Source organism: Roseibium album (genome assembly GCF_965233825.1).
GTDB classification, from domain to species: Bacteria; Pseudomonadota; Alphaproteobacteria; order Rhizobiales; family Stappiaceae; genus Roseibium; species Roseibium album.
Genome location: NZ_OZ247583.1, coordinates 2,721,028 through 2,745,959, shown reverse-complemented (window position 1 = coordinate 2,745,959; position 24,932 = coordinate 2,721,028). Strand labels below are relative to the sequence as shown.

25 protein-coding genes are annotated in these 24,932 nt (G+C 57.2%); 8 read left to right on the top strand and 17 right to left on the bottom strand.

What is annotated here, in order from left to right; all coding sequences use genetic code 11:
- Window positions 1-494: 494 nt before the first annotated feature.
- The 6 genes from ACO6TI_RS12765 to ACO6TI_RS12740 all read right to left on the bottom strand — a co-directional run bounded on the left by ACO6TI_RS12765 (window position 495) and on the right by ACO6TI_RS12740 (window position 8,170).
- Entirely contained in the window at window positions 495-1,814 is a 1,320-nt protein-coding gene (locus ACO6TI_RS12765) for a DEAD/DEAH box helicase (protein ID WP_055112604.1), read from the bottom strand.
- A 335-nt stretch (window positions 1,815-2,149) separates the two neighbouring features.
- Window positions 2,150-3,271 carry a PQQ-dependent sugar dehydrogenase gene (locus ACO6TI_RS12760; protein ID WP_422385043.1) on the bottom strand — a complete coding sequence of 374 codons (1,122 nt, stop codon included), beginning with the start codon at window positions 3,269-3,271 and terminating at the stop codon, window positions 2,150-2,152.
- A gap of 94 nt (window positions 3,272-3,365) precedes the next feature.
- Window positions 3,366-3,704 (bottom strand): chorismate mutase, encoded by a 339-nt coding sequence (locus tag ACO6TI_RS12755; protein ID WP_055111242.1) that lies wholly within the window; start codon window positions 3,702-3,704, stop codon window positions 3,366-3,368.
- 107 nt (window positions 3,705-3,811) lie between these two features.
- The gene (locus ACO6TI_RS12750) at window positions 3,812-6,106 is read right to left on the bottom strand and encodes an NADP-dependent malic enzyme (protein ID WP_029063786.1); all 2,295 of its coding nucleotides are present in this window, start codon (window positions 6,104-6,106) and stop codon (window positions 3,812-3,814) included.
- Between the two features lie 111 nt (window positions 6,107-6,217).
- Entirely contained in the window at window positions 6,218-6,862 is a 645-nt protein-coding gene (locus tag ACO6TI_RS12745) for a ceramidase domain-containing protein (RefSeq protein ID WP_196999118.1), read from the bottom strand.
- 81 nt (window positions 6,863-6,943) lie between these two features.
- Window positions 6,944-8,170, bottom strand: coding sequence for a PLP-dependent aminotransferase family protein (locus tag ACO6TI_RS12740; protein ID WP_422385042.1), 1,227 nt, complete (start codon window positions 8,168-8,170; stop codon window positions 6,944-6,946).
- A 184-nt stretch (window positions 8,171-8,354) separates the two neighbouring features.
- On the opposite strand from ACO6TI_RS12740, the gene moaB reads away from it, so the two are divergent.
- Genes moaB through ACO6TI_RS12725 form a run of 3 tightly spaced genes read left to right on the top strand, consistent with a single transcriptional unit; the run spans window position 8,355 to window position 10,422 of the window.
- Entirely contained in the window at window positions 8,355-8,912 is a 558-nt protein-coding gene (moaB, locus tag ACO6TI_RS12735; protein ID WP_422385041.1) for a molybdenum cofactor biosynthesis protein B, read from the top strand.
- A gap of 4 nt (window positions 8,913-8,916) precedes the next feature.
- Window positions 8,917-9,417, top strand: coding sequence for a GNAT family N-acetyltransferase (locus ACO6TI_RS12730; RefSeq protein WP_422385040.1), 501 nt, complete (start codon window positions 8,917-8,919; stop codon window positions 9,415-9,417).
- Window positions 9,418-9,453: 36 nt separating this feature from the next.
- The gene (locus ACO6TI_RS12725; RefSeq protein ID WP_348316245.1) at window positions 9,454-10,422 is read left to right on the top strand and encodes a glutathione S-transferase family protein; all 969 of its coding nucleotides are present in this window, start codon (window positions 9,454-9,456) and stop codon (window positions 10,420-10,422) included.
- Here the strand turns inward: ACO6TI_RS12725 and ACO6TI_RS12720 are convergent.
- Window positions 10,419-11,114: a glycosyltransferase gene (locus tag ACO6TI_RS12720; RefSeq protein ID WP_422385039.1), complete on the bottom strand. Its 696-nt coding sequence runs from the start codon at window positions 11,112-11,114 to the stop codon at window positions 10,419-10,421. The two genes, ACO6TI_RS12725 and ACO6TI_RS12720, sit on opposite strands and share 4 nt — an antisense overlap.
- 165 nt (window positions 11,115-11,279) lie before the next feature.
- Here ACO6TI_RS12720 and ACO6TI_RS12715 point away from each other — a divergent pair, with 165 nt between their 5' ends.
- Complete coding sequence (locus ACO6TI_RS12715) at window positions 11,280-12,356, top strand: PA0069 family radical SAM protein (RefSeq protein ID WP_055112602.1); 1,077 nt, start codon at window positions 11,280-11,282, stop codon at window positions 12,354-12,356.
- Window positions 12,357-12,400: 44 nt separating this feature from the next.
- Entirely contained in the window at window positions 12,401-13,081 is a 681-nt protein-coding gene (locus tag ACO6TI_RS12710) for a ribonuclease HII (RefSeq protein ID WP_055111229.1), read from the top strand.
- A 395-nt stretch (window positions 13,082-13,476) separates the two neighbouring features.
- Here ACO6TI_RS12710 and ACO6TI_RS12705 read toward each other — a convergent pair whose 3' ends face one another.
- From ACO6TI_RS12705 to ACO6TI_RS12670, 8 genes are all read right to left on the bottom strand, one after another.
- Window positions 13,477-13,956, bottom strand: a complete 480-nt coding sequence (locus tag ACO6TI_RS12705; RefSeq protein ID WP_422385038.1) for a F0F1 ATP synthase subunit B — start codon at window positions 13,954-13,956, stop codon at window positions 13,477-13,479.
- 10 nt (window positions 13,957-13,966) lie between these two features.
- Window positions 13,967-14,515: a F0F1 ATP synthase subunit B gene (locus tag ACO6TI_RS12700; RefSeq protein WP_055111222.1), complete on the bottom strand. Its 549-nt coding sequence runs from the start codon at window positions 14,513-14,515 to the stop codon at window positions 13,967-13,969.
- 82 nt (window positions 14,516-14,597) lie between these two features.
- On the bottom strand, window positions 14,598-14,822 hold the full coding sequence (locus tag ACO6TI_RS12695) for a F0F1 ATP synthase subunit C (protein WP_055111220.1): 225 nt from the start codon (window positions 14,820-14,822) through the stop codon (window positions 14,598-14,600).
- A gap of 70 nt (window positions 14,823-14,892) precedes the next feature.
- The gene (locus ACO6TI_RS12690) at window positions 14,893-15,642 is read right to left on the bottom strand and encodes a F0F1 ATP synthase subunit A (protein WP_029063775.1); all 750 of its coding nucleotides are present in this window, start codon (window positions 15,640-15,642) and stop codon (window positions 14,893-14,895) included.
- Window positions 15,643-15,696: 54 nt separating this feature from the next.
- A complete protein-coding gene (locus tag ACO6TI_RS12685) occupies window positions 15,697-16,083 on the bottom strand; it encodes an AtpZ/AtpI family protein (protein WP_055112601.1) in 387 nt (128 codons plus the stop codon).
- Window positions 16,084-16,294: 211 nt separating this feature from the next.
- On the bottom strand, window positions 16,295-19,753 hold the full coding sequence (gene smc, locus ACO6TI_RS12680; RefSeq protein WP_422385037.1) for a chromosome segregation protein SMC: 3,459 nt from the start codon (window positions 19,751-19,753) through the stop codon (window positions 16,295-16,297).
- Window positions 19,754-19,840: 87 nt separating this feature from the next.
- On the bottom strand, window positions 19,841-20,476 hold the full coding sequence (locus ACO6TI_RS12675) for a DsbA family protein (RefSeq protein WP_108874788.1): 636 nt from the start codon (window positions 20,474-20,476) through the stop codon (window positions 19,841-19,843).
- 193 nt (window positions 20,477-20,669) lie between these two features.
- A complete protein-coding gene (locus ACO6TI_RS12670) occupies window positions 20,670-21,197 on the bottom strand; it encodes a DUF721 domain-containing protein (RefSeq protein WP_208992514.1) in 528 nt (175 codons plus the stop codon).
- A 206-nt stretch (window positions 21,198-21,403) separates the two neighbouring features.
- On the opposite strand from ACO6TI_RS12670, the gene mutY reads away from it, so the two are divergent.
- Window positions 21,404-22,471: an A/G-specific adenine glycosylase gene (gene mutY / locus ACO6TI_RS12665; protein WP_422385036.1), complete on the top strand. Its 1,068-nt coding sequence runs from the start codon at window positions 21,404-21,406 to the stop codon at window positions 22,469-22,471.
- Between the two features lie 17 nt (window positions 22,472-22,488).
- Here mutY and ACO6TI_RS12660 read toward each other — a convergent pair whose 3' ends face one another.
- Together ACO6TI_RS12660 and ACO6TI_RS12655 are read right to left on the bottom strand one after the other, a co-directional pair.
- Window positions 22,489-22,875, bottom strand: a complete 387-nt coding sequence (locus tag ACO6TI_RS12660) for a VOC family protein (RefSeq protein ID WP_104702398.1) — start codon at window positions 22,873-22,875, stop codon at window positions 22,489-22,491.
- A 342-nt stretch (window positions 22,876-23,217) separates the two neighbouring features.
- Window positions 23,218-23,391 (bottom strand): hypothetical protein, encoded by a 174-nt coding sequence (locus ACO6TI_RS12655; protein WP_196999110.1) that lies wholly within the window; start codon window positions 23,389-23,391, stop codon window positions 23,218-23,220.
- Window positions 23,392-23,625: 234 nt separating this feature from the next.
- Here ACO6TI_RS12655 and ACO6TI_RS12650 point away from each other — a divergent pair, with 234 nt between their 5' ends.
- Complete coding sequence (locus ACO6TI_RS12650) at window positions 23,626-24,108, top strand: fasciclin domain-containing protein (RefSeq protein ID WP_104702190.1); 483 nt, start codon at window positions 23,626-23,628, stop codon at window positions 24,106-24,108.
- 272 nt (window positions 24,109-24,380) lie between these two features.
- Window positions 24,381-24,866 carry a bacterioferritin gene (gene bfr, locus ACO6TI_RS12645; RefSeq protein WP_055111213.1) on the top strand — a complete coding sequence of 162 codons (486 nt, stop codon included), beginning with the start codon at window positions 24,381-24,383 and terminating at the stop codon, window positions 24,864-24,866.
- Window positions 24,867-24,932: the final 66 nt, after the last annotated feature.

Genomic DNA, 24,932 nt, shown 5'->3' with positions numbered 1-24,932 from the left:
TTCTTGCTTTGCCAACTCGCTCGATTCAATCCTGAGTTAAGTGCAAGAATCGGGAAATAACCGCTTTTTTCCATCTAAATATCTGAAAAATTTGAGATAACCGGATATCCACATGCATTTATACACGCAATCGTCGACGATTGCAGACTCGAGTTGGTTAATCTAGTTTTACTGTCAATGGGGCTTAGTTGGTTGATTTTCGCCATGTTTTGGCGATTGACGTCACGTTGTTCGCGATGGTCTCGCGAGTTCCCCAAAACAATTTGATATCTGGTCGCCCATCGGCGATCGGGTGCCTTGTGGGCAGGAAGCAGCGGCTTCCCGACCGGACTGCGGCGGTTTCGGATCGGGTTTGAACGGCTTCCAACTGTACAGTCAGAGCGGCTTTTGTTGCTCTGGACCCCATCGACCACAAGGTTTGGCACCGGGAAGGCCACTTCCCGGTGCAATTTTTTTAAAATCCGCTTCTCTGGAAACCGCGCAGCTGCCTTGGTTCAGGCAGCCCTTTTGCGGTTGTTCGGCCTGCGGCGCTTCGCCTGCCTTGCAGATGCGTTGTTGTTGTCGTTGTCGTTCTTGGAAGACGATTTGCGGAATGGCTTCTTGGGCGCCGGCTTGCTGCCGCCTCGATTTTGCCCACCACGGTTCTGTCCACCGCGCTTTGACCGGCTCGCTGCTGCGGCCATTGGAGGAACATCGCCGCTGGCGACCGGAATCTCGATACCGATCAGTTTTTCAATCTGACGGAACAACGCGATCTCCTCGGGAGCGCACAGTGCAACTGCTTCACCGGCAGCGCCGGCACGTGCCGTGCGGCCGATCCTGTGAACATAGGCTTCAGCGACTTCAGGCAGCTCGAAGTTGTAGACATGGCTCACTCCCGGGATATCGATCCCGCGGGCGGCAACGTCGGTGGCCACAAGTACATTTATCCGGCCTTCGCGCAGATCTCGGATCGCCTTGTCACGCTGGTTCTGACTCTTGTTTCCGTGAATGGAGCCCGCCGCAACGCCGTTTTGCGACAATTTGCGCATGAGACGCTCAGCACCATGTTTGGTCCGGCAAAAGACAAGCGACATGTCGTCCGGGCTGGACTGCAATTGCTTGAGCACGAAATCCGTCTTGGCTTTCTGATCCATGAAATGCACGGACTGGGTAACCTTGTCGGCGGTCCGTCCTGTCGGCGAGACTTCAACCCGTTCCGGATTGCGCAAATAGGAGCGTGCGAGCTCGGAAATCTGTTTCGGCATCGTTGCAGAAAACAGCAGGGTTTGCCGCTCTTGACGGACCAGTCCGGCTATCCTGCGCAATGCATGGATGAAGCCGAGATCGAGCATCTGGTCAGCTTCATCGAGAACGAGATAGGACGCGGTACCCAGGTTGACGGCCTTTCGGTCAACGAGATCAAGAAGCCGACCCGGAGTGGCCACGAGAATGTCCGTCCCCCTGGAGAGCCGCTTGATCTGTCCGTTGATCGATACGCCACCGACGACGGAAGATACACGCAAGGGGGTGGTTTTCAGGTAAGAAACCAGGTTTTTTGCGATCTGGTTCACCAGTTCGCGTGTCGGTGCGAGAATAAGCGCGCGCGCGCCCCTCGGCTGCGCATGTTCGTTTTCGGCAAGCAACCGGTCGATCAGCGGCAACCCGAATGCTGCGGTCTTTCCGGTGCCGGTCTGGGCAAGGCCCATGAGATCACGGCCCGAAAGGATGAGCGGAATAGCTTTTTCCTGGATAGGTGTCGGTGACGTGTAGCCGTTTTCCGAGACAGCTTTCAACAGGCCACTGGAAAGTCCCAGGTCTTTAAATTCGGTCAAAATCATTTCCTTGTTTCGAGCGTCACAAACGCCCGTGTCACCGCAAAGTCTTCCTTTGCGGCTTGATGTCGGTTCGCGGCAGCAAGATCCTTTCAAAAGACCGTGCTCTGTGCCGCCAGACCCTAACGTGATGTGGGAACTGGTTGAGCCTCTCATCAGGCTCGAATTCTGTGCAACTGGGAGTCACCCTGCTCCGGAAACGATGCGTTTTCGGGCAATCGGTGCATTGAGTCTGCTCACGCGGCAGCAATTGCTTGCCGGTATATCGTCTTACGGACGCAAAATGTCAAGCGAATGCGCAGGATTTGTCTTTCGGCGACAAAGCGTTCCGGCAATCACGGGACCAATCGGATCAACCGGCCGTCATCGCTGTCGGTCAGAACATAGAGAAATCCGTCAGGTGCCTGGCGAACATCCCGTATGCGTTCACCCAACTCGGCCAGAAGCTGTTCTTCAGAAACTATGCTGTCACCGTCCAGCCTGAGCCTGGAAAGATGTTGCCCGCGCAATGCACCAACCAGCAGGTCTCCCTGCCAGTCGGGATACAGGTCGCTTTTGACAAAAGCCATTCCGGAAGGAGCAATCGACGGATCCCAGTAGTAGACAGGTTGTTCCATGCCGTCCCGGGACGTTCCCTCGCCGATCTTGCCACCGGAATAGTGCCGTCCGTAGGAGATCACCGGCCAGCCGTAATTCTTGCCGGCCTCCGGAATATTGACTTCGTCCCCGCCGCGGGCACCGTGCTCAACAGTCCAGAGCTTTCCGGTGACGGGATTGATTGCCGCACTTTGCGGGTTCCGGTGTCCGATGGACCAGATTTCCGGTTTGTAACCCTCAAGGCCTTCGAACGGATTGCCAGGTGCGGGATCGCCGTTCGAAGTCAGTCGCAGCACCGAGCCGGTGTGTTCCGACGGGTCCTGCGAACGCGAACCTTCTCCCCTGTCGCCCAGTGTCATGAACAGGGTCCCATCAGGAGCAAAGGCAAGGCGAGAACCGAAATGACGCCCGCCATAGGCGCGATTGTTGGCCCGGAAAATCGTCTCGCCGTCTTCAAGGCGGTGGTTTTCTCCATCTGCCGCCAGCTTTGCCCGATAGAGAGATGTCCCTGCTCCTTCGGGCGAACCTTGCGAGAAGGTCATGTAGATCGTGCGGTCGCTTTCAAATCCGGGACTGAGTACGACATCGAGCAGCCCACCCTGGCCTTGCGCGAAGACCTCGGGCGTTCCGGACACCACGCTCTGGTCGCCTTCGGCGGAAACGAATTTCAAAAGACCGTCGCGCTCGGTCACCAGGTAGCCGCCTTCAGGCAGAAACGCCACGCTCCACGGATAAGCAAGACCATCCGTGATTGTTTCGGGATTTACCGATGACTGGGCGGCGGCAGGCATCATCACTGCTGAACCGGCCAGAAGGACCAACGCTGCGGCTGAAGTCGTGCAAAAACTCAGGACGTTCATTCAGGGCTCCGAACAAGAGAGACTGCCAATCGGCATTTTCTCTTTAATTAGGTACTCCCGGCGATCCGAACAGCCACCATCGCATTAAAAACATTCAATCGGCGGTTTCGACGGACGCAATATCTGCATTTTCCAGACGTGTGGATATTGCCCGTTTCTCCCATGCCACATTCCAGTCGATCAGCGTACGCCAGACCAACTCGGCCTGCGCGGGTTCCAGACCAAGGCCTTCAGCGCGCTGACGGATTGCTGCAATCATTGTTTCGATACGCTCGCGATCGAATGCTTCATCGGGATGTTGCTTGATTTGCGACATGCGCCGGACGTAACCCTGCCGGCGCGCGAAGATCCGGATCAACTCCTCGTCCAATATGTCAATCGCAGTTCGGATATCCTGCTTGCTGACGCAGTTTTCGGGCGTTTTCACGGTCATGGTGCGACTTTGTTTTCAGGACGGGACGCGGGCCGGTTTAAAGGTCCGCATCGCAAAGGTGAACGCGCGAATTGAAGCAGCCGGTTTCTCCGACAGTTTCTGCGGGCCTAGTCTGCCAATCGGGTCTGTGCCTCAACGCTTGCCAATGCCGACATGTTGACCACACCGCGCGAGGTCACGGACGGTGTCAGGATATGTGCCGTTTTTGCCGCCCCCAGCAGGATCGGGCCGACATGCAGCGCCTGTGTCGCCACCTTCAGGAGGTTGTGGGCAATATTGGCCGAATCGAGGTTCGGGAAAAGCAGCAGATTGGCTTCGCCTTTCAGCCTGCTGCCCGGCATCACCTGCTCCCGCAACGTTTCGCTCAACGCAGAATCGCCGTGCATTTCCCCGTCTGCTTCCAGTTCCGGATGGCGTTCCCAGATGATGTCTAACGCCTCGCGCATCTTGCGCGATGATGCCGTTTCTCTCGAACCGAAGTTGGACATCGACAGAAGTGCGATCTTGGGTTCGATGCCGAAGCGGCGAATTTCCTGAGCGGCCAGGATGGCCATTTCCGAAATCTCTTCGGCGGTCGGATCTTCAGTGACGAATGTATCCGACATGAAAAGGGCACCCTGGCTGTTGATAAGCAGGGACATGGCGGAAAGATCGCGGGCCGTCTCGCAAACGCCGATCACCTGCTTGATATCGCGCAGATGCCGGATGAAACGCCCCTCCAGGCCGCAGATGACCGCGTCCGCATCGCCCCGTCTCACGGCAAGGGCGGAAATGACAGTCGCGTTGGTTCGTACGACGGTCCGGGCGGCACTGGGCGGCAGACCCTTTCGGCCGACACACTCGAAATACTCATCCACATAGTCGCGGTAGCGCGGGTCGTCCTGCGGGTTGACGTATTCAAAATCAATATCGGGACGGATCTTCAGGCCGAAGCGCTCGCAGCGCTGCTGCAGAACATCGGGGCGGCCAACCAGGATCGGTTTGGCAATGTGGTCCTCGATCAGGACCTGTGCAGCACGCAACACGCGCTCGTCCTCGCCTTCCGCATAAATGATCCTTTGCGGCTCCTTCGACGCATTCTGGATGATCGGTTTCATGATCAGGCCGGAACGGAAGACAAAGCGGTTCAAACGGTCGTAGTAAGCATCAAAATCGGTGATCGGCCGCGTCGCGACACCGGATTCCATCGCGGCCTTGGCAACGGCCGGAGCGACACGCAGAATGAGGCGCTGGTCGAAGGGGGACGGGATCAGGTAGTTCGGGCCGAAAGTCTCGGTCTTGCCGCCATAGGCTCGCGCCACGACGTCGGAAGGCTCTTCCTGTGCAAGGCCCGCAATCGCTTCCACAGCCGCGCGCTTCATGTGTTCGTTGATGGTTGTCGCTCCGACATCCAGAGCACCACGGAAGATGAAGGGAAAGCAAATGACGTTGTTGACCTGGTTCGGGTAATCGGACCGGCCGGTGCACATCACAACATCATCGCGCACAGCCAGGGCTTCTTCGGGCATGATTTCCGGATTGGGGTTGGCCAATGCCAGAATCAACGGTCCCTTGCCCATCTTCTCGACCATCTGCGGCTTGAGCACGCCGCCTACGGAAAGGCCAAGGAACACATCCGCACCGTCAATGACTTCTTCCAGTGTTCTCAGATCGGTCTTTTGCGCGAACACGGATTTCCACTCGTCCATGAGCTTTTCACGGCCCTCGTAGACGACACCTTCGATATCCGTGATCCAGATATTCTCACGCTTCGCGCCGAGGGAGACAAGCATGTTCAGGCAGGCAAGAGCCGCAGCTCCGGCGCCGGAAGCGACGATCTTGGCATCTTCGATTTTCTTGCCCGCAAGATGCAATCCGTTTCGGACGGCGGCTCCGACGATGATCGCGGTGCCGTGCTGGTCGTCGTGAAAGACAGGAATTTTCATCTTTTCCCGGAGCTTTGCCTCGACCATGAAGCATTCCGGTGCCTTGATGTCTTCCAGATTGATGCCACCGAAAGTCGGTTCCAACACCGAAACCGCATCGACGAACTTGTCGACGTCCAGTTCGTCCACTTCGATGTCGAAAACATCAATCCCTGCGAACTTCTTGAAAAGGACCGCCTTTCCCTCCATCACCGGCTTGGATGCGAGCGGACCAATATGGCCGAGCCCAAGAACAGCGGTGCCGTTGGAGATGACGGCCACAAGATTGGCACGCGACGTGTAGATAGCAGCCTTTGACGGGTCGTCGGCGATTGCAAGACAGGGCGCAGCAACACCGGGTGAATAGGCCAGTGCCAGGTCGCGCTGGTTTCCAAGCGGTTTTGTCGGCTGTATCTCCAGCTTACCGGGCTTCGGATTCTCGTGATAATAAAGCGCTGCTTCGGTCAGATCGTGCTCGGTCTTGTTGCTATCGCTCATGACGTTTCCTGTCTCCCTGACCTTCTCGGCTCTGTCGCTGTTTCTGGATGCAATCCGGCTGGTGCTGCACATTACAACTTTGACTGCAATTTCCTTAAATGTCTCTGCGGTTTATCTCGCGCGCTGTAAAATAAGAACCCGTATCAACAAAAACAGTACGACCCCGTTCAGGACATGCCACAGGAAATGCGTTCCAAACGCAAGATGCACGCACAGAGGTTCATCCATCGTGCGAAATGTGAGCGAGGCAAAGAACACCAGCCCTGTCAGCAATACCTGTAGACCAAGCTTCTGATTTTTAGGAACAAACAGTATTCCAACAACAAAAATCGCCAGGAGCGCAGGCACGTAACCGGCCGAAGACCCGACAAGCGGCGCGATTGCCTGTCCGGCGAACGGCGTTACTGCAAAAAACGCGATAACGATGCCGAGAGCTGCCCACCATTGCAGCTGCAAAAAACGTTTGAGCGCGAGGAAAAGATAAAAATGGATGAAAATCGCGATCGGAATGACGTCGGCAAGCGATGCCCACCTTGTTGCAAAAGTGTGAAACAGGAACGACCCGATGCCTATTGCGGCAAGAACGACGATCAGGCCGAAACCCGCCAGGTCGTTCGGTGTTTTTCTGCGCCAGATCAGAAATGCGGCCAAAGCCGCAATCAGAAACGCGGCATTGGTCATGGCGTTCAATGGCTCAGACCAGAACTCAGGTCCGACGCGTTCGCAGTAGTTGTCCAGCTTCTCGTGAAGTTCCATGCGCCTCACTTCGGTTCGCAGTTCCGGTTAAATTGCTTATGCCGACCTTCGCATTCAGGACCAAGTTTGTGACGGGTGATGTTAATGCCTGGACATGACAGTTTCGCTGATCAGGGCACCAAGCCTTGAAATCCCCTGTTCAATTTTGCCCGTGTCGGCGCAGGAAAAACTCAGTCTCAAGGTGTTGCCGCCGCTCCCGTCCGGATGAAAGGCCCTGCCGGGTACAAAGGCCACCTTTGCGGTCTCGACCGAGCGCTCAAGCAAATCCGACGCATCAAGTTCCTCCGGCAACTCCACCCAGATAAACATGCCGCCTTCCGGCCGGGTCCAGCTCGTACCAGCGGGCATGTGTTTTTCCAGGGCCGCAAGCATTGCGTCGCGACGGTCCCTGTAAATCGCATTTGTGCGCGCGGTATGGCTCTCGAACTTCGTCTCGGCAACGCGCGCCATGGCTTCCTGGTTGAGAACCGGTGTGTTGAGATCACTCGCCTGTTTGATCAGAACCAGCCGGGAAATGACTTCGGACGCCGCACAGATCCAGCCGAGCCGCAGGCCGGGCGAAAGCGACTTTGAAAAACTGCCGCAATAAAGCGTCCGGCTGTTTTCAATGCCGCCGTTGCAATCGCAATCAAGCGCCAGCATCGCCCGTACCGGCTCGCCGTCATAGCGAAGGCTCTGATAGGGAGCATCTTCGATCACGGCGCAGGCGAGATCGCCAGCAAGCGACAGAATGCGCTTGCGCTCTTCCAAGTCAAGCGACAGGCCTGTCGGATTGGCAAAATCCGGCGAAAGATATGCGAATTTGACTGCGCCGCCCTTTTCTTCCGCTCTGGCAAGATAGTCACTCGCGTCCAGATTGGCGCGCGGCTCCAGCCGTTCAAAATGAAGCTCATACGCGTTGAACGCCTGGACCGCTCCGAGATAGGTCGGCCACTGAACAAGAGCAGTATCGTCTTCGGACAGGAACAGTTTGCCGATGTAGTCAAGGCCCTGCTGAGATCCGGACGTGATGAGAATATTCTCCAGATTGCAGGAAACACCAAGTTCTCCCATGTGCTCGACAATCCATTGGCGTAGCCTGATGCTGCCTTCGCTGATGCCGTACTGGAGTGCCCTTTCCGCCTCCGGACCGCCCAGGATGTCGGAATAGGCCTGCTTGAATTCCCTGGCCGGGAAAAGTGCCGGATCCGGAATGCCTCCTGCAAAGGAAATCACATCCGGCCGGTCCAGCAGCTTGAGGAGTTCGCGAATTTCCGAAGCGCGCATTCGCGTCGCCCGTCTGGCGTAGAGACTGTCCCAGGTTGTCATGATCGACTCTCAAGCATGTTATCGGTTATTTAAGTCAATAATACTGACCTAATTGTTTTGCAAGTGTCCCATTCTTGTTATTTTTTGTAATTTTATTTCGCGTAGATGGGTCTGGCACGCGCAGTCCGGCAACCACTGGAAGATTGACTCAACTTCCCCTATGTCTCGAATAAAGGAGCCCCGCATGTCACGTATCGATGAGTCCCGTCCCTTTGTACCGCTCAACATCGCGGTTCTGACCGTTTCCGACACCCGAAATCCGGAAGACGACCGATCCGGAAACACCCTTGCAGACCGGGCTGAAAAGGCAGGGCATGTGCTCGCCGACCGCAAGATCGTCACCGATGACGTTCCCGCCATCCAGGAGATTGCAAGGAAATGGATTGCCGACAAAGGCGTCGACGTCATCATATCGACCGGAGGCACGGGTTTTACCGGCAGAGATGTCACGCCGGAGGCGATGGAACCGCTGTTTGAAAAACGCATGGACGGGTTCTCGGAAGTTTTTCACCGTATTTCCTACGACAAGATCGGCACATCCACGATCCAGTCGCGGGCAACCGGCGGCGTTGCGGGCGCGACTTACATTTTCGTGCTTCCCGGTTCGCCCGGAGCCTGCAAGGATGCCTGGGACGGCATCCTGAAATGGCAACTCGACTATCGCCACATGCCCTGCAATTTCGTAGAAATCATGCCGCGACTCGATGAGCATCTCAAGCGCGGGAAACTCCAGGAAGCGTGACGCGATGCCGTTCAGGATCCGAGAAACAACTGCTGCCGATGCGGCCGCCGTTTCAGCGCTGCTCGCGCAAAGTTATTCTGTTCTTCTGGCAGAGGCCTATGATGCAGAAACCCTTCGAAGGGCGCTGCCGCTCATAACCGATGCACAGCCGAACCTACTGACCTCGGGGACCTACTATGCAGCCGAGTTTCGCGATGGCCAGATTGTCGGCGCGGGAGGATGGACCAAGCACTCCCCGACTGGCAGGAACGAAACGGCTTCAAATGGCAATATCCGTCATTTTGGAACCGATCCCGATCACACGGGCAAGGGTATCGGACGTGCCTTGATGGAACGGTGTCTGGAAGAAGCTACCGCAGCCGGACTGCAGGAACTGAATTGTTACTCGACACTGAACGGCGAAGCGTTTTACCAAGCCTGCGGTTTCAAAACCGTGGAACCGTTTCCGATCGACTTGCCGGGCGGCGTGATCTTTCCCGCCGTCCGCATGACCCGGACACTTTGACGAAATACAAAGACTGCGGGTGAATGGGAGTGCGAAATGGGATTGCTTGTAGACGGTGTCTGGGACAAGGACGCTACAGGTGACGGCGTTGCATCCGATCGATTTGAACGTTCTCGCGCCCAGATCAGAAACTGGGTTACACGCGATGGTTCGGCAGGACCGACGGGGCGCGGCGATTTCAAGGCTGAAAGCGGACGGTATCATCTTTACGTCGCCTGGAATTGTCCCTGGGCACACCGAACGCTGCTGATGCGGGCGCTCAAGGGGCTTCAGACCCACATTCCAATTTCGGTTCTCGCACCCAGACGGACGGATGAAGGCTGGGTTTTCAATCCGGAAGACGGGTATGTCGACACGCTCTTTGGCTCTTCCGCGCTGCACGAGATCTATTCCACAGGCACAGACAACTATACCGGCCGCGTCACGGTGCCGGTGCTCTGGGACACGAAGTCGGAGAAACTGGTCAGCAACGAATCTGCCGAAATCATCCGAATGTTCAATGGCGCCTTTCAGGACATTGCCGACAACCCGACCGATTATGTGCCGGCGGGCTTGCTCGAGGCTATCGACGACTGGAACAGCTATATCTATCCGAAGCTCAACAATGGTGTTTACCGGACAGGCTTTGCGCGCTCGCAGTCAGCCTACGACGATGGTGTCCGGGATGTTTTCGAAGCGCTGGAGAGGATAGAAAAAACGCTCGAGACCAGCGCGTGGCTCACCGGGGACGTTTTGACGGAAGCGGATATCCGGCTATTTCCGACATTGGCCCGTTTTGACGTTGCCTATTGGAGTGCGTTCAAGTGCAACCGCCACCGTCTCGCCGACTATCCGAACCTTTGGGCCTATGCACGACGCTTTTACGCTCTGCCGGGTGTCGCCGAAACGGTGAAACTCGAGATTTATCGGCGCGGTTATCATTCCAGAAGTGATGTGCGCAACCCGCACGGGATCGTGCCCCTGGGGCCGATTGTCGATTTTTCGGAGCCTGTTGAAATCTGCTAACCGTGCAATTTCACGGCAACGCTTGCGGGAATACGCAATGCGCCGACGCAGAAGCGTGCAAAGGCCTGGCGAAAACGGGTTGTCGAGCCATCACCTTCCGCCGCACCGGCTGTCACAGCGGCGGCCCTCAGCAATACGATCTGACTGCGGCCGATCCGTTTGGCAATATCGAGGTCCTCGAGTTCCGGCAGCGGCCGGTGTCCCCCGAGCGCCTGGTAGAACTGACGCGAGATCAGGAGACCCTGGTTACCATACGGCATTCCCAGCAATTGCGATCGCAGTGCGGCCAAGGACTCGCTGATGCGCGCGCTCATGCCGAAGCTTTCGTATCTGAGGCGAAAACTGGCGGCGGTCGTCAGCCCGTTTGGCGCTCTGCTTGCCCGGTCGATGAAAGCCTGGGCTTCATGATGCCAGCCGCTTTCCAGCAGCGTTTCCGGCCACAGGAACAACAGCCACTCGCCCTTCTTGGCCAGCCCGGCACCGTGAGACAGACACTCGCTGCGGGTTTTACCGTTGCAATTCACCCAGCTGCAGCCAGCCGCATCGGCGACCTGCTCGGTCGCATCATTGGATCCGCCGTCCACAATAATGACTTCCCGGATCACGCCCTCGGCGGCCGCCGTCACCAGTGACGAAAGCGCGTGCACCAATTCTGTTTCCGAGTTTTTCGTTGCTACGACGACACTGATCATGGCCGTCTTTTACATGAAAAATTCGCAGGTGCGAAATAACCCGCTTGAATGATCGAGTTTTTGATTTAATGTTCCTGTTATGTTCTTTTTTTGCAGTGAAAATGTCCAATGAGTGCCGCACCGCAGTCCGATACCGCTGTCGACCCGGAAGAATACACAGACGCAATGTCAGCCCGGCTCAACGAGGATCGCCGTCGAGGACGCGCAGCAGCTCTCAACAAGACGGGCCGCTTCGAACCACAGACACGGGAGAGTTTCGATGACGGCTGGGACAGTCTTGAAGATCTGCCTCCACTAAAAACAGAGGTTCAGGATGAACGAGCGCGCACGATCATAACGCGCAACGATTCGCCGGACCTTTCCTTCGACCGCTCGATCAATCCCTACCGAGGCTGCGAACACGGCTGCATCTACTGTTTCGCCCGCCCGACCCATGCCTATATGGGCCTGTCTCCCGGACTGGATTTTGAAACCCGGCTGTTTGCAAAGCCCAACGCTGCAGCCCTTCTTGAACGCGAGCTTTCCAGACCGGGATACACGCCGCGTGTGATCGCGATCGGCACCAATACAGACCCCTATCAACCCCTGGAGAAGAGCTACGGACTGATGCGCGAGATCCTGGAAGTTCTGGACGCATGTTCGCATCCTGTCGCTATTGTCACCAAGTCCGCACTTGTCGCACGCGATATCGACATTCTCTCCAGGATGGCGGAGCGTAACCTGGTCAAGGTCGCGCTTTCGGTGACGACACTCGACAGGAAGTTGTGCCGGGGAATGGAACCTCGCACCTCTGCTCCCCACAAGCGCCTTGGTGCAATTCGGGCCCTTTCCGATGCGGGTATTCCGGTCGCGGTGATGATGGCTCCGATCATCCCTGCCCTGACCGACAGCGAGATCGAAGGACTGCTTGAGGCCGCAGCCGAACATGGTGCGCGTGAAGCAAGTTTCATCCTGCTGCGTCTGCCGCTGGAGGTTTCGGAGCTGTTCCGCGACTGGCTGCTGCGCGAGCACCCCGATCGTTATCGGCACGTGATGAGCCTGGTCCGCTCCATGCGGGGGGGCAAGGATTACGATGCCAAGTGGGGTGAACGTATGCGCGGCCGCGGTCCGTATGCCGAGCAGATCGCCAAGCGCTTCTCGCTTGCTGCCAAAAGACTCGGTCTCAACCTGCGCCGGAAAAAGCTGAACACGGCAGATTTCGTTCAACCACAAAAAGGCGGTGTGCAACTCAACCTGTTTTAACGAACCTGCTTGCAGCACATGGGAAGCGGCGGCAGGGTCCTATCATGACTTTCGGTCCTTCCCTCTTCGACCTGCCTTTCCCGGAAAGTCCGGACCTCTGGATAGAACAGCGGCACGCAGCCTCCTTTCACGGCGGGCTTTGCGGTGTCGACGAAGCCGGGCGCGGTCCCTGGGCAGGACCCGTCGTTACGGCTGCAGTCATCCTGGACTATGACAACGTTCCGGATGGCCTCGACGATTCCAAGAAGCTGACGGAAGCAAGACGCGAGGAACTGTTTGGGCAGATCGTCTCGACCGCCCGGGTCTGTACCGCAAGCGCGTCTCCGGCGACAATCGACCGTTTGAACATTCGTGCTGCGACACTTTCCGCCATGGTTCGGGCCGTCAATGGCCTCAGCCAAGTACCGGCTTACGTGCTGGTCGATGGACGCGACATGCCGCGCGAGCTCAAACAGCAGGGACAGGCACTAGTGAAGGGCGACGGGCGCTGCCTGTGCATTGCAGCGGCCTCCATCGTCGCCAAGGTTACGCGAGACCGCATGATGGTGCGCCTCGAAGAACATGTCCCCGGCTACGGCTTTGCCCGGCACAAGGGCTATGGTGTTCCGCAACATCAGGAGGCGCTGGATCGCCTGGGCCCTTCGCCGCACCACAGAATGAGCTTCAAACCGGTGCGATTGGCCGCTGTGGAGAAGAACCGGGCTTCAAAAGTCCGCCATGAGTGAACCACCGGGATCAGACAGACGGCAAACACGGAAACACTCTGTTGCGTGACTGCGGCTCCGCGACACTTCCAGTTCCCCTCGTGCACTGAATTCGGCCGAACTGAATCATTTCACCGTGACTGACAGGTTCCGCACTTGTCGCTTCGTTTCCGCACGCAATGACATGCGTTCTGCGGCGATTGTTTTCATATATGCCCGGTAAACGGATTTCCGTCCGCTCGTGCAGATCAAATCCTTCTCCGCGGAGATCACCACGGCAACACTTGCCGATTCAGCACGAGCCATCGAGTTGGAAGCATCCGCCTGAAGATCTTTGTCCCGCACACGGCAATGGCACAGAAACAAAAAAGCGGCCCGGAGGCCGCTTTTCTGAATTCAGGCAATCAGAACCGTGATCAGTTCAAACGTTCTTTGACCTGATCGATGCTTTTGGCAAGAATATCGTCAGCGACCTTGTCCTTGACCTTGGAAGCCAGGATTTCCTCGGCGGCGGCAACCGCGACATCCGCTGCCTTTGCGCGGACTTCGGCAATTGCCTGTGTTTCCGCCTGGGCGATCTTGGTTTCCGCGGCCTTGGTACGGCGCTCGATCATCTCTTCCAGTGCCTGGTTGGTTTCTACCGTCAGACGCTCAGCTTCGGCGTTGGCTTCCGCGATGATCGCTTCTGCTTCGCCTTCCGCTTCATGGCGCTTGCGCTGGTATTCCGACAGGAGGGCCTGGGCTTCTTCACGCATCTTGCGCGCTTCTTCCAGTTCCTTGCGGATACCATCCGCGCGGTCGTCGAGCGAACCGCCAATCTTGCCCGGAACCTTGAGATAGATGATCAGGGCGAAGAAGAGGATGAGACCGATCAGGGCCCAAAATGTTGCATCCATGATGGTCTCCTCAGTTCAACGCCGACTTCAGCGCCTTGGTCAGGTCGGTCTTTGTCGGAGCCTTGCCGATCAGCTGCTCAACGAGCGCTGACGTGGTGTCTCCGGCAATTTCGCCGATCTGGGACAGTGCCTCGGTCTTGATACCGGCGATCTGCGTTTCAGCGGCCTGCAGCTTCTCGTTCAGCTCGGCTTCCGCCTTTTCGCGGCGAGCTTCGTGATCAGCCTTCAGCTTGGCACGCGTGTCGTGAGCAATGCTGTGAGCCTTGTTACGGGCTTCGGCCAGTGCCTGCTCGTAAGCTGCGATCGCTGCATCGGTTTCGTCTTTCAGGCGGTTGGCCTCGGAAAGATCACCGGCGATCCGGTCCTTGCGGTCTTCAAGGATCCCAGCGATCCGCGGCATCGCCACGTTTTTCATGATCCAGTAGAAGACGCCGAAGGTGATGGCGAGCCACAGCAGCTGCGACGCAAACGTTGTCGCGTCGAACGGCGGGAAGCCCACGCCATGTTCTGCGGGCGGCACTTCTATGCCTTCAGTGGTCGATTGTGTTTCGCCTGCCATTTCCACTCTCCTAGATCCGGTCAGGCGGCGCCGTCAGGGCGCCGCCACCGGAGTCGCATCGAAATTCGCTGCTTGTGAGCGATTAAGCGAACAGGATGAGGAAGGCGATCAGAAGTGAGAAGATGCCCAGAGCTTCCGTCACGGCGAAGCCGAAGATCAGGCGGCCGAACTGGCCGTCAGCTGCGGACGGGTTGCGCAGAGCGCCTGCGAGGTAGTTACCGAAGATGGTGCCGAGGCCGATGCCTGCGCCGCCCATGCCGAGGCATGCGATACCCGCACCGATGTATTTTGCTGCTTCTGCTTCCATGACACGTGCTCCTAGATGTGTTTGCAGATTGCTCACTTACGGCCCTGCCGGCCGTGTGATTGGATGACCCTTAGTGGGAAGGATGAATGGCGTCGTTCAGATACATGCAGGTCAGAACGGCGAAGACGTAGGCCTGCAGGAACGCGACCAGGAATTCGAGCGCCGTCAGGGCGACCGTCATCGCGAGCGGCAGAACCGCTCCGAAGATACCTACCGCACCCATCGCACCGAGACTGACGACAAAGCCGGAAAATACTTTCAAGGTGATGTGACCCGCCAGCATGTTGGCGAACAGACGTACGGACAGGCTGATCGGGCGGGACAGGAACGAGATAACCTCGATCATGGTCACAAGCGGGATCAGCGCAGCTGGCACACCGCTTGGTATGAACAGCTTGAGGAAACTCATTCCGTGCCGCATGAAGCCGTAGAAGATAACGGTCAGAATAACCAACATCGCCAGTGCAAAGGTGACAATGATATGGCTGGTGATCGTGAAGAAATACGGGAACATCCCGAACAGGTTTGCGACAAGCACGAACATGAAGAGAGAAAACACGAGCGGGAAGAATCGCATCCCGTCCGTCCCGGCCGCATCTCGAAGCGTGCCCGCAATGAATTCGTACATCATTTCCGAAACCGACTGCACCCGGCTCGGCACAAGGCCGCGACCGCTGGTCGAGAAGATCAGAAATGCGGAGGTAGCCGCCACGGTCAAGACCATGAACAGGGAAGAGTTGGTAAATGAGAAATCCATGCCTCCGACTTCAATCGGAAAGATCTTCTGGATCTGGAACTGTGAAATCGGATCGTTCGCCACCGGCCAGCCTTCTTCGCTCGTTCATTCTCACAGCGCCTCAAGGCGCTACAATTTCTAGTCCGATCCGTCTTTGCGAACGTCTTTGTCCCGGCGCAACCCCACTTGCGGCTGTTCGACCGCCCCGGCCGAACGCAACACATTCAGGACACCGGCCGCAAAACCCAGCAGCAGGAAAATAATGAGGCCGAATGGCGTCGTCCCCAGCCACTGGTCGGCAACCCAACCTATCCCGGCTCCTACCAGAACACCCGCGATGAATTCGGATGAGATCTTCATCGCCTGAGCATATCCGGAGGAGTTGCTTTCAGATTTGCGCGCGGCCTTTTCATCGACTGCGTGCTGATCTTCAAGCTTCCGGTTCAATTGAGCCCGCCGTTTCGACAGACCCGCTTGCGAAACATCGCCGTTTCGATCGTGATTTTCGCCGTCTTCCGAAGACATGTTCTTCTGTCCCCAGTGCGCCGACATGTCAGATCAAATAACAGGAATGCCCCGTAAGCCGCGCGCACCATAGTCGGCGCCTATGGCCGTGTCAAGGAGCCTTAAACAATAATTATCTTATTGAAATAATTAGTCTTTTTTCTTTCTAACAAAATTTACGAGACCTAAGTTGTACGCTGGCTTCGAAGTGACGCAGCCGCCAGGGGTTCCATCAGGCGGTTTCCCGGAATCGTTCCGCCGTCTCAAGGTCGACCGAAACAAGCTGTGAAACACCGCGCTCGGCCATGGTCACCCCGAAAAGCCGGTTCATGCGCGCCATGGTAATCGGATTGTGCGTGATCACGACAAACCGGGTTTCCGTGCTGGCGATCATCTCGTCCAGCAGGTCGCAGTAACGCTCGACATTGGCATCATCCAGCGGGGCGTCGACCTCGTCGAGAACACAGATCGGAGCAGGATTGGTCAAGAAAACCGCAAAGATCAGCGACATTGCGGTCAAGGCCTGTTCGCCGCCGGACAGCAGTGTCATCGTTTGCGGTTTCTTTCCCGGTGGCCTGGCAATGATCTCCAGCCCGGCATCGAGCGGGTCGTCTGAATCAACCAGCTGAAGTTCAGCAGTCCCGCCACCAAAAAGATGCGTGAACAGGCGCTGGAAATGGCCGTTGACGACTTCGAAGGATGCAAGAAGGCGTTCTCGGGCTTCTCGGTTGAGGTTTGAAATGCCGGTGCGAAGGCGCCGAATCGCTTCGATCAGATCGTCCCGTTCAGATGTCAGCGTGGTCTTCTGCTCGTCGATTTCCTTCAATTCTTCTTCGGCGCGCAGGTTAACCCCGCCAAGGCGCTCACGTTCCGCCTTGAGCCGCTCCAGCTTTCGTTCGGTGGCAGCCGGATCCGGTAATGGTGCGCCTTCTTTCAGCCCGGCAATCTCGGGGAGTGCCGTAACGGGGACTTCCAGATCCTCGTCAATCCTGCGTTCCAGGTTGCCTTTGCGTTCCTTCGAGGCCTCGAAGCGTTCCTCCGCCCGGATCTTCTGCTCACGTGCCCCCGCCAAGGCTTCCATTGCCGCCCTGGCCGCACGATCGACTTCCGAAAGGTCCAGTTCTGCCTGCTGCAACTGGTCGTCGCGCGTCTTCTTTTCGTCCTCGGCCTTCGATATCGCTGAAAACAGTTGCCGTCGCTTGATCTCGATGTCTTCGGGCGCCTCGATCAGTTCGGCCCGTTCCTCTTCAGCCTCTTCCCGGCGTTCGGTCAGCACGGTGATCTGCCGCGCCGCGTTGGACGCCCTGGTTTTCCAGCTGTCATATTCGCGCGCGATCGCTTCCAGCCGCCGGTCGCGCATTTGCTGCTCGCGTGCAAGCCCCTCAGAGACGGCGCGCGCTTCGGCCAGGGCGCCGCGTGCCGCAGCGACCTCTTCCTGGAGGTCCGAGATCTCTTCCTGGTAGTTCGCGCTCTCGGGGGCATCGGCGAGACGCTCGTCCGCCTCGACAACCTGTTCGCGCGCAAGCTCCGCTTCTTCTGCAATGCGTTCTGACCGGTCTTGTGCAGCAGCCTTTTTCGCCGCCAGCTGGGATATCGAACGTTCCGCAGTTACGAGTGCCTCGCGGGCGGCAGCCGCCTTGCGTTGTCCATCCCGCACCTTGCCGCGTGCGGACTGTTCCAGTTCAACACTCTGGCGCACGCGTGTCGCGGCGGTTTCCAGATCCTGCTGCCGGCCCTCAAGCTCACCTCGAGCGGTATCTATTTCATCGGCAAGTTCGGCAAGACGATTTTTCTGGGCCAGTCTTTGCGCCGCCGGTGTCGGTGCATTGGCGGCGACCAAAAAACCATCCCAGCGCCAGAGATCGCCATCTCTCGAGACCAGTCTTTGTCCCGGAAGGAGTTCAGCGCGACGGGCAGGCCCCTCGTGCTGGTCCACGATGCCGACCTGGCGCAATCGGCGCGCAAGTTCCGCCGGAGCCACGACTACGTCAGCCAGAGAACGGATACCGGAGGGCAAAACCGGATCTCTGTCTCCGGGCAGTGGGGTCCCCCATTTGACCGCGGCGGTTTCTTCGAGCGATGCATCCAGGTCTTCGCCAAGCGCGGCGCCCAGCGCGGTTTCAAATCCCTGTTCTACCTGAACCTGCTCAACGACCGGTGTAAAGTCCTGATCGGAGTGCACATTCAGAACCTGATCGAGGGTTCGGGCTTCCGTTTCCAGGCCCTGTAACGCCTGTTGCGCATCACTCAGCGGTCCTCTAGCAGACTGCTCCTGTTCCCGGGCCTCACGGGTTGCATGTTCCGCTTCTTCCGCAGCTGCCTCGGCCTCCAGAAGAGTTTCTTCGGCAAGTTCCAGCGCCTCGCGGTTTTCAGAAACACCATCGTTCTCCGCCAATTGACTATTCAGTGCGTCCAGAGCCTGTTGAGCTTCCTGTGCCTGGGCCACAAGGCGTTCGGCGCGCTGGCGTGTCTCTGCCACCGCGCGCTCCAATTGACGGCGCTCTGCACTGGCGCGGGCTTCCGCCGCTGTCAGATCCGACAGCCTGGTCTCGTTGGCACGAACAGTCTCCTCCGCCTCCGAAACGCTTTCGCGGGCAGAATCGGTGCGCTCCTGTACCATTTCGTTTTCTTCAAGCAGTTCCGCGCGCTCTTCAGACAGGCGTTCGAGAACCTCATCGTTTTCAGACACCATTGCCTGCTCACGCCTGATGTCTTCGGCAAGTTGAACCAGTCGCCGCTCCAGATCCTGCAACCGCTCCTTTACACGGCGCTCCTCGGCATCAAGTTCGTTGCGCACAATGACAAGCCGTTGCAGGGCTGCCGCAGCCTTTACGGCTTCGTCTCTCAACTCCGGCAGCTTGTGTGCTGCGATCGCCTGAACGCGTGCGCTTTCCGCCTGAAGGGCGGTCGCCTCATTGACCTGCTTCTGCGCTTCGGCGAACTGGTTTTCGGCCACTGACAGGGCATTCCGGGATTCTGTCCAGCGGATAAAGAGTATGGAAGCTTCCGCCGCGCGGATTTCAGATGACAGGTTCCTGTAGCGCGAGGCTTGTCGCGACTGGCGCTTCAAGTTATCGAGCTGGCCATCGATCTGAACCAGAACATCCTCCAGCCGCTCCAGATTTTGCTCGGCTGCGCGCAAACGGATCTCGGCCTCGTGCCGCCGGGAATGAAGGCCGGAAATTCCGGCAGCTTCCTCGAGGATCTGACGTCTGGATGTCGGCTTGGCGGCGATCAGCTCGCCGATCTGGCCTTGCCGCACCATCGCAGGCGAGCGTGCACCAGTGGAAGCATCGGCAAACAGCAGCTGGACATCGCGCGCGCGGACATCCTTGGCGTTTATCTTGTAGTTGGATCCCTGCTCCCGCTCGATCCGGCGGCTCACCTCCAAGAGGTCCGCGTCATTGAACGCCGTCGGCGCCGTGCGGTCCGGATTGTCGAGAAAGAGCGTGACTTCCGCGGTGTTCCGCGCCGGACGGTTGAGACTGCCGGAGAAGATCACATCGTCCATGCCGGACGCGCGCATGTTCTTGTAGGAGTTTTCGCCCATGACCCAGCGCAGGGCCTCGACGAGATTAGATTTTCCGCAACCATTGGGGCCGACGACACCGGTCAGCCCGTCGCCGATGATGAATTCCATCGGTTCGACAAAGGACTTGAAGCCCACGATTCGCAGTTTGGAAAATTTCATCGGCGCTCAAACCTCCGGGAGGCGAGCGCCGAACAAGGCAAAGTCAGGTTCAGGCAATCGTCATCGCCCGGCGAAAAATCCGCCGGATTAAAGGTTTTCCTCGATGATCTTGCCCATCTCGTCAATCGACATCGCCCCTGAGTGCTTGGCGCCGTTGATGAAGAATGTCGGCGTAGAGTTCACGCCGAACTCGTTCGCAGCACGATCTCTCACTGCATTAACTGCGTCGAGCAGACCCTGGTTTGTCAAGCATTCCTCGAAGGACTCCTGTGTAAATCCGATCTGTTTGGAAAAATCGAGCAGGGATTGGTACGGATTGTCGGTAAATGCCCAGGCGCGCTGGTTTTCAAACATTGTATCCACAATCTCGAAATAATTTTCAGCCGGTGCGCAGCGGGCCAGCATGAAGGCGGCAGCCGCAACCGGATCCAGCGGAAACTCACGGAAAACGAAGCGGACCTTGCCCGTGTCGATGTACTGTTCCTTGAGCGGCTTCCAGGTGCGTTCGTGGAAGTTTGCACAATGTCCACAGGTCATGGACGCATATTCGATAATCGTGACCGGTGCGGTTTCTTCACCCAGAACCTTGTCACCCAGCGGACCCGGTACGTTCAGCTTGTCCGGATCGACCGACTGCGCAAGCGCCGGAATGCTTGCTGCAACACTGAACGCTGCGGCCGTCAAAGCCGTGGTCTTGAGAAACTGTCTGCGGGTCTGGGTCACGAGGGTCGTCCTGTCACTGTTTCTACGCACTGCACGCGGTGGTGCAGATTCTGTTGCTTCATTTGCCCCTTCGGGCAGCCGGCGTCAACAACGCTTATCAAATGTGGCAGGATAGAGGACTCCTCAACTGTTTCTTTCACGATGATGTTATTGCGTTGTTATCGCTTGCGAACACCCCGGCATATGTAACTTGTCAAGCTGCCTCGTCCGTGCCTTTTGCGATCACCTGGGCACCGAGCTTTTTCAAAGCTTCCCGCAAACGGTCGTTCTCGACGCCTTCCAGGCTTTTGTCGAGCTTCTCCTCTTCCCGCTCCGTGAGAGACCGCAGAGGTTTAGGCTGCTCAGCCTGCTTAGTCCTCACCGGTTTCTGCAGGATCTTGATGCGGCCGATCGCCGCCCAGCCATAGAATGTGTTTATCCGCTCGATCACCTGGGCGCTGTCATGGGAGAGCATCATGGCAGTGGCACCATCGGTATGAACCACCAGTGTCGCAGGCTGCGGCGGTTTTTCCGGATCGCTCAGTTCGGGCTGCCGCGGCCAGATCAGCTTGTCGGGCAGAACCCGGGTGCCATAGCGCTCTCCGACGATATCGGGCCAGGCGGTGACAATGTCGACAGAGGCAAATCCCCGCTTGCGGCACGCAGGCGTCATCGCCTTGCCGACGAGGTCGGCAAGCATTTTCGCCTCTTTCGGCTTGTGCTGCGTAATTGCCTTTGCCACGTTGATGACCTACTTCCTCATCCGGATCGCCAAATTGCACCGATTGAGCACGATTCACGAAATATGATGTCGTGTCCCAATAGAATACGCCAAAAAGACGACGATTACTTTATGGACACCCACCAGGCAGTCAAATCTACCCAAGTTGTCCCCAGGCTATCCAAGATAGCATGCACAAATTCACCTGCGAGTACACGTTAATCCTCATGCGGTCTGCTTCCCTAAACCAATCGCTTCTGAAGTGGTACGACAGGCACGCCAGGCGATTACCGTGGCGCGTTTCCCCGGAAGACAGGAAACTTGGCGAAATCCCCGACCCTTACCGGATCTGGCTGTCCGAAGTGATGTTGCAGCAGACCACGGTCGCGGCGGTGAAGGACTACTTCGAAAAATTCACCAATGCCTGGCCGAGCGTTGAGGACCTTGCCGCCGCCGATGAAGAAGACGTCATGAAGGCCTGGGCAGGTCTGGGGTACTATTCACGCGCACGGAATTTGAAAAAATGCGCAGACACCGTTGCCCGGGATCACGGCGGCCGGTTTCCGGAAGCAGAAGATGCGTTGCTGAAGTTGCCCGGGATCGGTCCATATACGGCAGCCGCCATCGCGACAATCGCCTTCGACCGGCATGCGGCGGTTGTCGACGGCAATGTCGAGCGGGTGCTGACACGGCTGACACAGATTGAGACTCCATTGCCCGAGGCAAAGAGCCAAATCAGGGACGTGATGGCGACGCTCACGCCACACGACCGGCCGGGCGACTTTGCGCAGGCGGTGATGGACCTCGGAGCCACGATCTGCACGCCGAAGCGACCAGCGTGCGGACTTTGCCCCTGGATGAGCGATTGCAAGGTTCAGAATTCCAGCTTGGCCGAAGCACTGCCCAGAAAGGCACCAAGGAAAGAAAAGCCGACCCGGTATGGAGCTGCATTCGTTGCCGTCGACCGGGAGAGCGGAGCTATCCTTTTGCGCCGCCGGCCGCCAAAGGGGTTGCTAGGCGGCATGACGGAGGTTCCCGGCACGGACTGGTCGGAAGCGTTCGACGTTTCGGGCGCGCAGGAACATGTCCCCTTCCCGTCCGAGTGGCGAATATGCACCGGTGTGGTGAAACACACGTTCACGCATTTTCATCTGCGGCTCACGGTCTTGCGGGCATACGCGCCGCAGGACATCCTTCGTATGGTCGAAGGTACATGGTGGTCTCCACCCGCTGCTCTCGACGAGGAAGCGCTGCCGACAGTGATGCGGAAAGTACTGTCAGCAGCGCTCGACTAAGTGGAGACTTCACGGCTTCACGGCGGGGAGATTGGTTCCCCCACGTCGATCCTGTTGCCATCAGGATCAGCAAAGACGAACGCGCGCAGGCCATAGTTCTTGTCCTGAAGCCGCTTGATGATGCGCAGTCCATGATCCTGGCACCTTTGATAGGTTTCGGTCGCGTCGGAGACAAGCATATGCGCCACGTTGAAGGTGGCCGCCTTGTGGTTTTTTTGAAGCGTGAGATGCAGCTCTGCTTCATCCTTCTGCAATATCATGAAACCGACAGGGTCACCGTTTTCAAAAACCTTTTCGAATCCGAAGACCTCTTTGTAGACCTGATATGATCTTTCGATGTCACTGACAGGCAGCATTGCGGCGATGCGGCCGAGACGGAGCGAGTTGAATTGTTCGGAAGGCATGGCATCCCTCTGTTTCAGATGCGAGCTGCGCGTTTGCTCCGGACGGTGCCGGTCGTCAAGGCCGTTCATCGCTGTTCAGGGCAGTGCCTTGGCGGATACTAACAATTCGCTTTCAGACGTCAAACCCCGGACCAAGCAACAAAGACTTCAAACATGAAATACGGTTCAAGAAGGGAGCGAAGACGGCGGTCTGGAGATCAATCTCGGCAACCGCGTTTTGAGTGCATGTTTTTATGGTCGCCGGCGCTTGTGCCGTGTTGCCGATACGGATGGCATGCGCCTCCGCATCTTGGTTGTCCTGGCCGAAACAAGCCTTGTCGAGGCGACAGACCAACAGGACAGTCAGAACCTCAACACAAGAACGACCGCCGTCACAGTCCAGTGGCCGGCCGGGAATTTATCCAGGACATCGGCGGCAACCTGACCCTTTTTGACTGTGAGGCCACCTGCGCCAGGTGCGGGCAGGAAATAGAGAAGCGTATAGCGTGCGCCGAGGTTCGGCATGGTGAACAGCATCAGACTTCTCCTTCAGCGGTTGATCACGTTCAAATCATCCACCACGCGAAAGCAGTGCGGTTGGATCACTTGCCGGAGCGTATAAATCCGGGATCATTTTTTCCTCATCCGTTCCGAAGTACCAAGCGTAGAACCGGCGACACAGGCACTCAAGCAACATCTTGATTTGACTTGGAAAAGGTCTTTTTCCAAGGCGTTAAACCCTTGCCTGTGACCTATTTTCGGGAGTTAGTCATGAAACTGATACAGAACCTCGTCTTTGCACTTCTTCTCGTCGTGCCGCTTTCCGTTGCAAAAGCCGGTGAAAAGGACATTGTTGACACGGCAGTCGGCGCCGGTTCGTTCAACACCCTCGTTGCTGCAGTCCAGGCTGCAGGATTGGTCGACACCCTGAAAGGCGAAGGTCCCTTCACCGTATTCGCGCCAACGGACGAAGCTTTCGCGGCGCTGCCGGAAGGTACAGTCGAGAACCTTTTGAAGCCAGAAAACAAGGACCAGCTTGTTGCGATCCTGACCTATCACGTCGTCCCGGGCAAAGTGATGTCTTCTGATATCGCAGGCAAGAAAGCTGAAGTTGCTTCTGTTCAGGGCGACAAGATCTCCGTGGACGCAACCGACGGTGTCAAGGTTGACGGTGCGAAGGTTGTGACAGCCGATATTGAGACTTCCAACGGTGTCATCCACGTGATCGACGCGGTCATCCTGCCGAAGTCCTGACATCTCAGACGGGTACACATCGGCCCCATCATGTACCCTCTGTCCGCGCGGCCTCCCAGGAGGCCGCGCTTTTTTTTGGTGGTAAGTTTGTCGAGAGCGCTCGATAGCGGTTGGCTGGCATTGTAAAATGCACCGTTGGCTGGAAGAAAACGCATTGAAAAAAGTTCGTACTTTTGTGAACTAGCGCTGGACACACAATGTAGAACTATTCTAAAAAGACTTTCTAGAATAATTCTAAACTATCGCATTTTAGGCTCCAAGGAGAGGTTGCCATGAAGGGAAGTGAAAAAGTCATCGAGCGCCTGAACGAAGCACTGTTTCTGGAACTCGGCGCGATCAACCAGTACTGGCTGCACTACCGCCTTTTGAGCGACTGGGGTTTCACGCGCCTTGCGAAAAAAGAGCGCGAGGAATCGATCGAGGAAATGCAGCATGCGGACAAGCTGACCGACAGGATCATTTTCCTGGAAGGTCACCCGAACATGCAGAAGGTTGCACCACTGCGCATCGGCCAGAACGTCAAGGAAGTTCTGGAATCCGATCTTGCAGGCGAATACGACGCCCGCGCATCTTACAAGACGTCGCGCGACATCTGCCGCGATGAAGGTGACTATGTATCCATGGGCCTGTTCGAAGAGCTTCTGGCCGACGAGGAAGGGCACATCGATTTCCTCGAAACACAGCTGGAACTTCTCGGAAAAATCGGTGAGGAGCGCTACGGCATGCTGAATGCGGCGCCGGCAGATGAAGCTGAATAAGCCGTTTTCTTCATAGGCAGGTTATCAAGCGCGGCTCAGGGCCGCGCTTTTTTTTAGCCTTCCGCG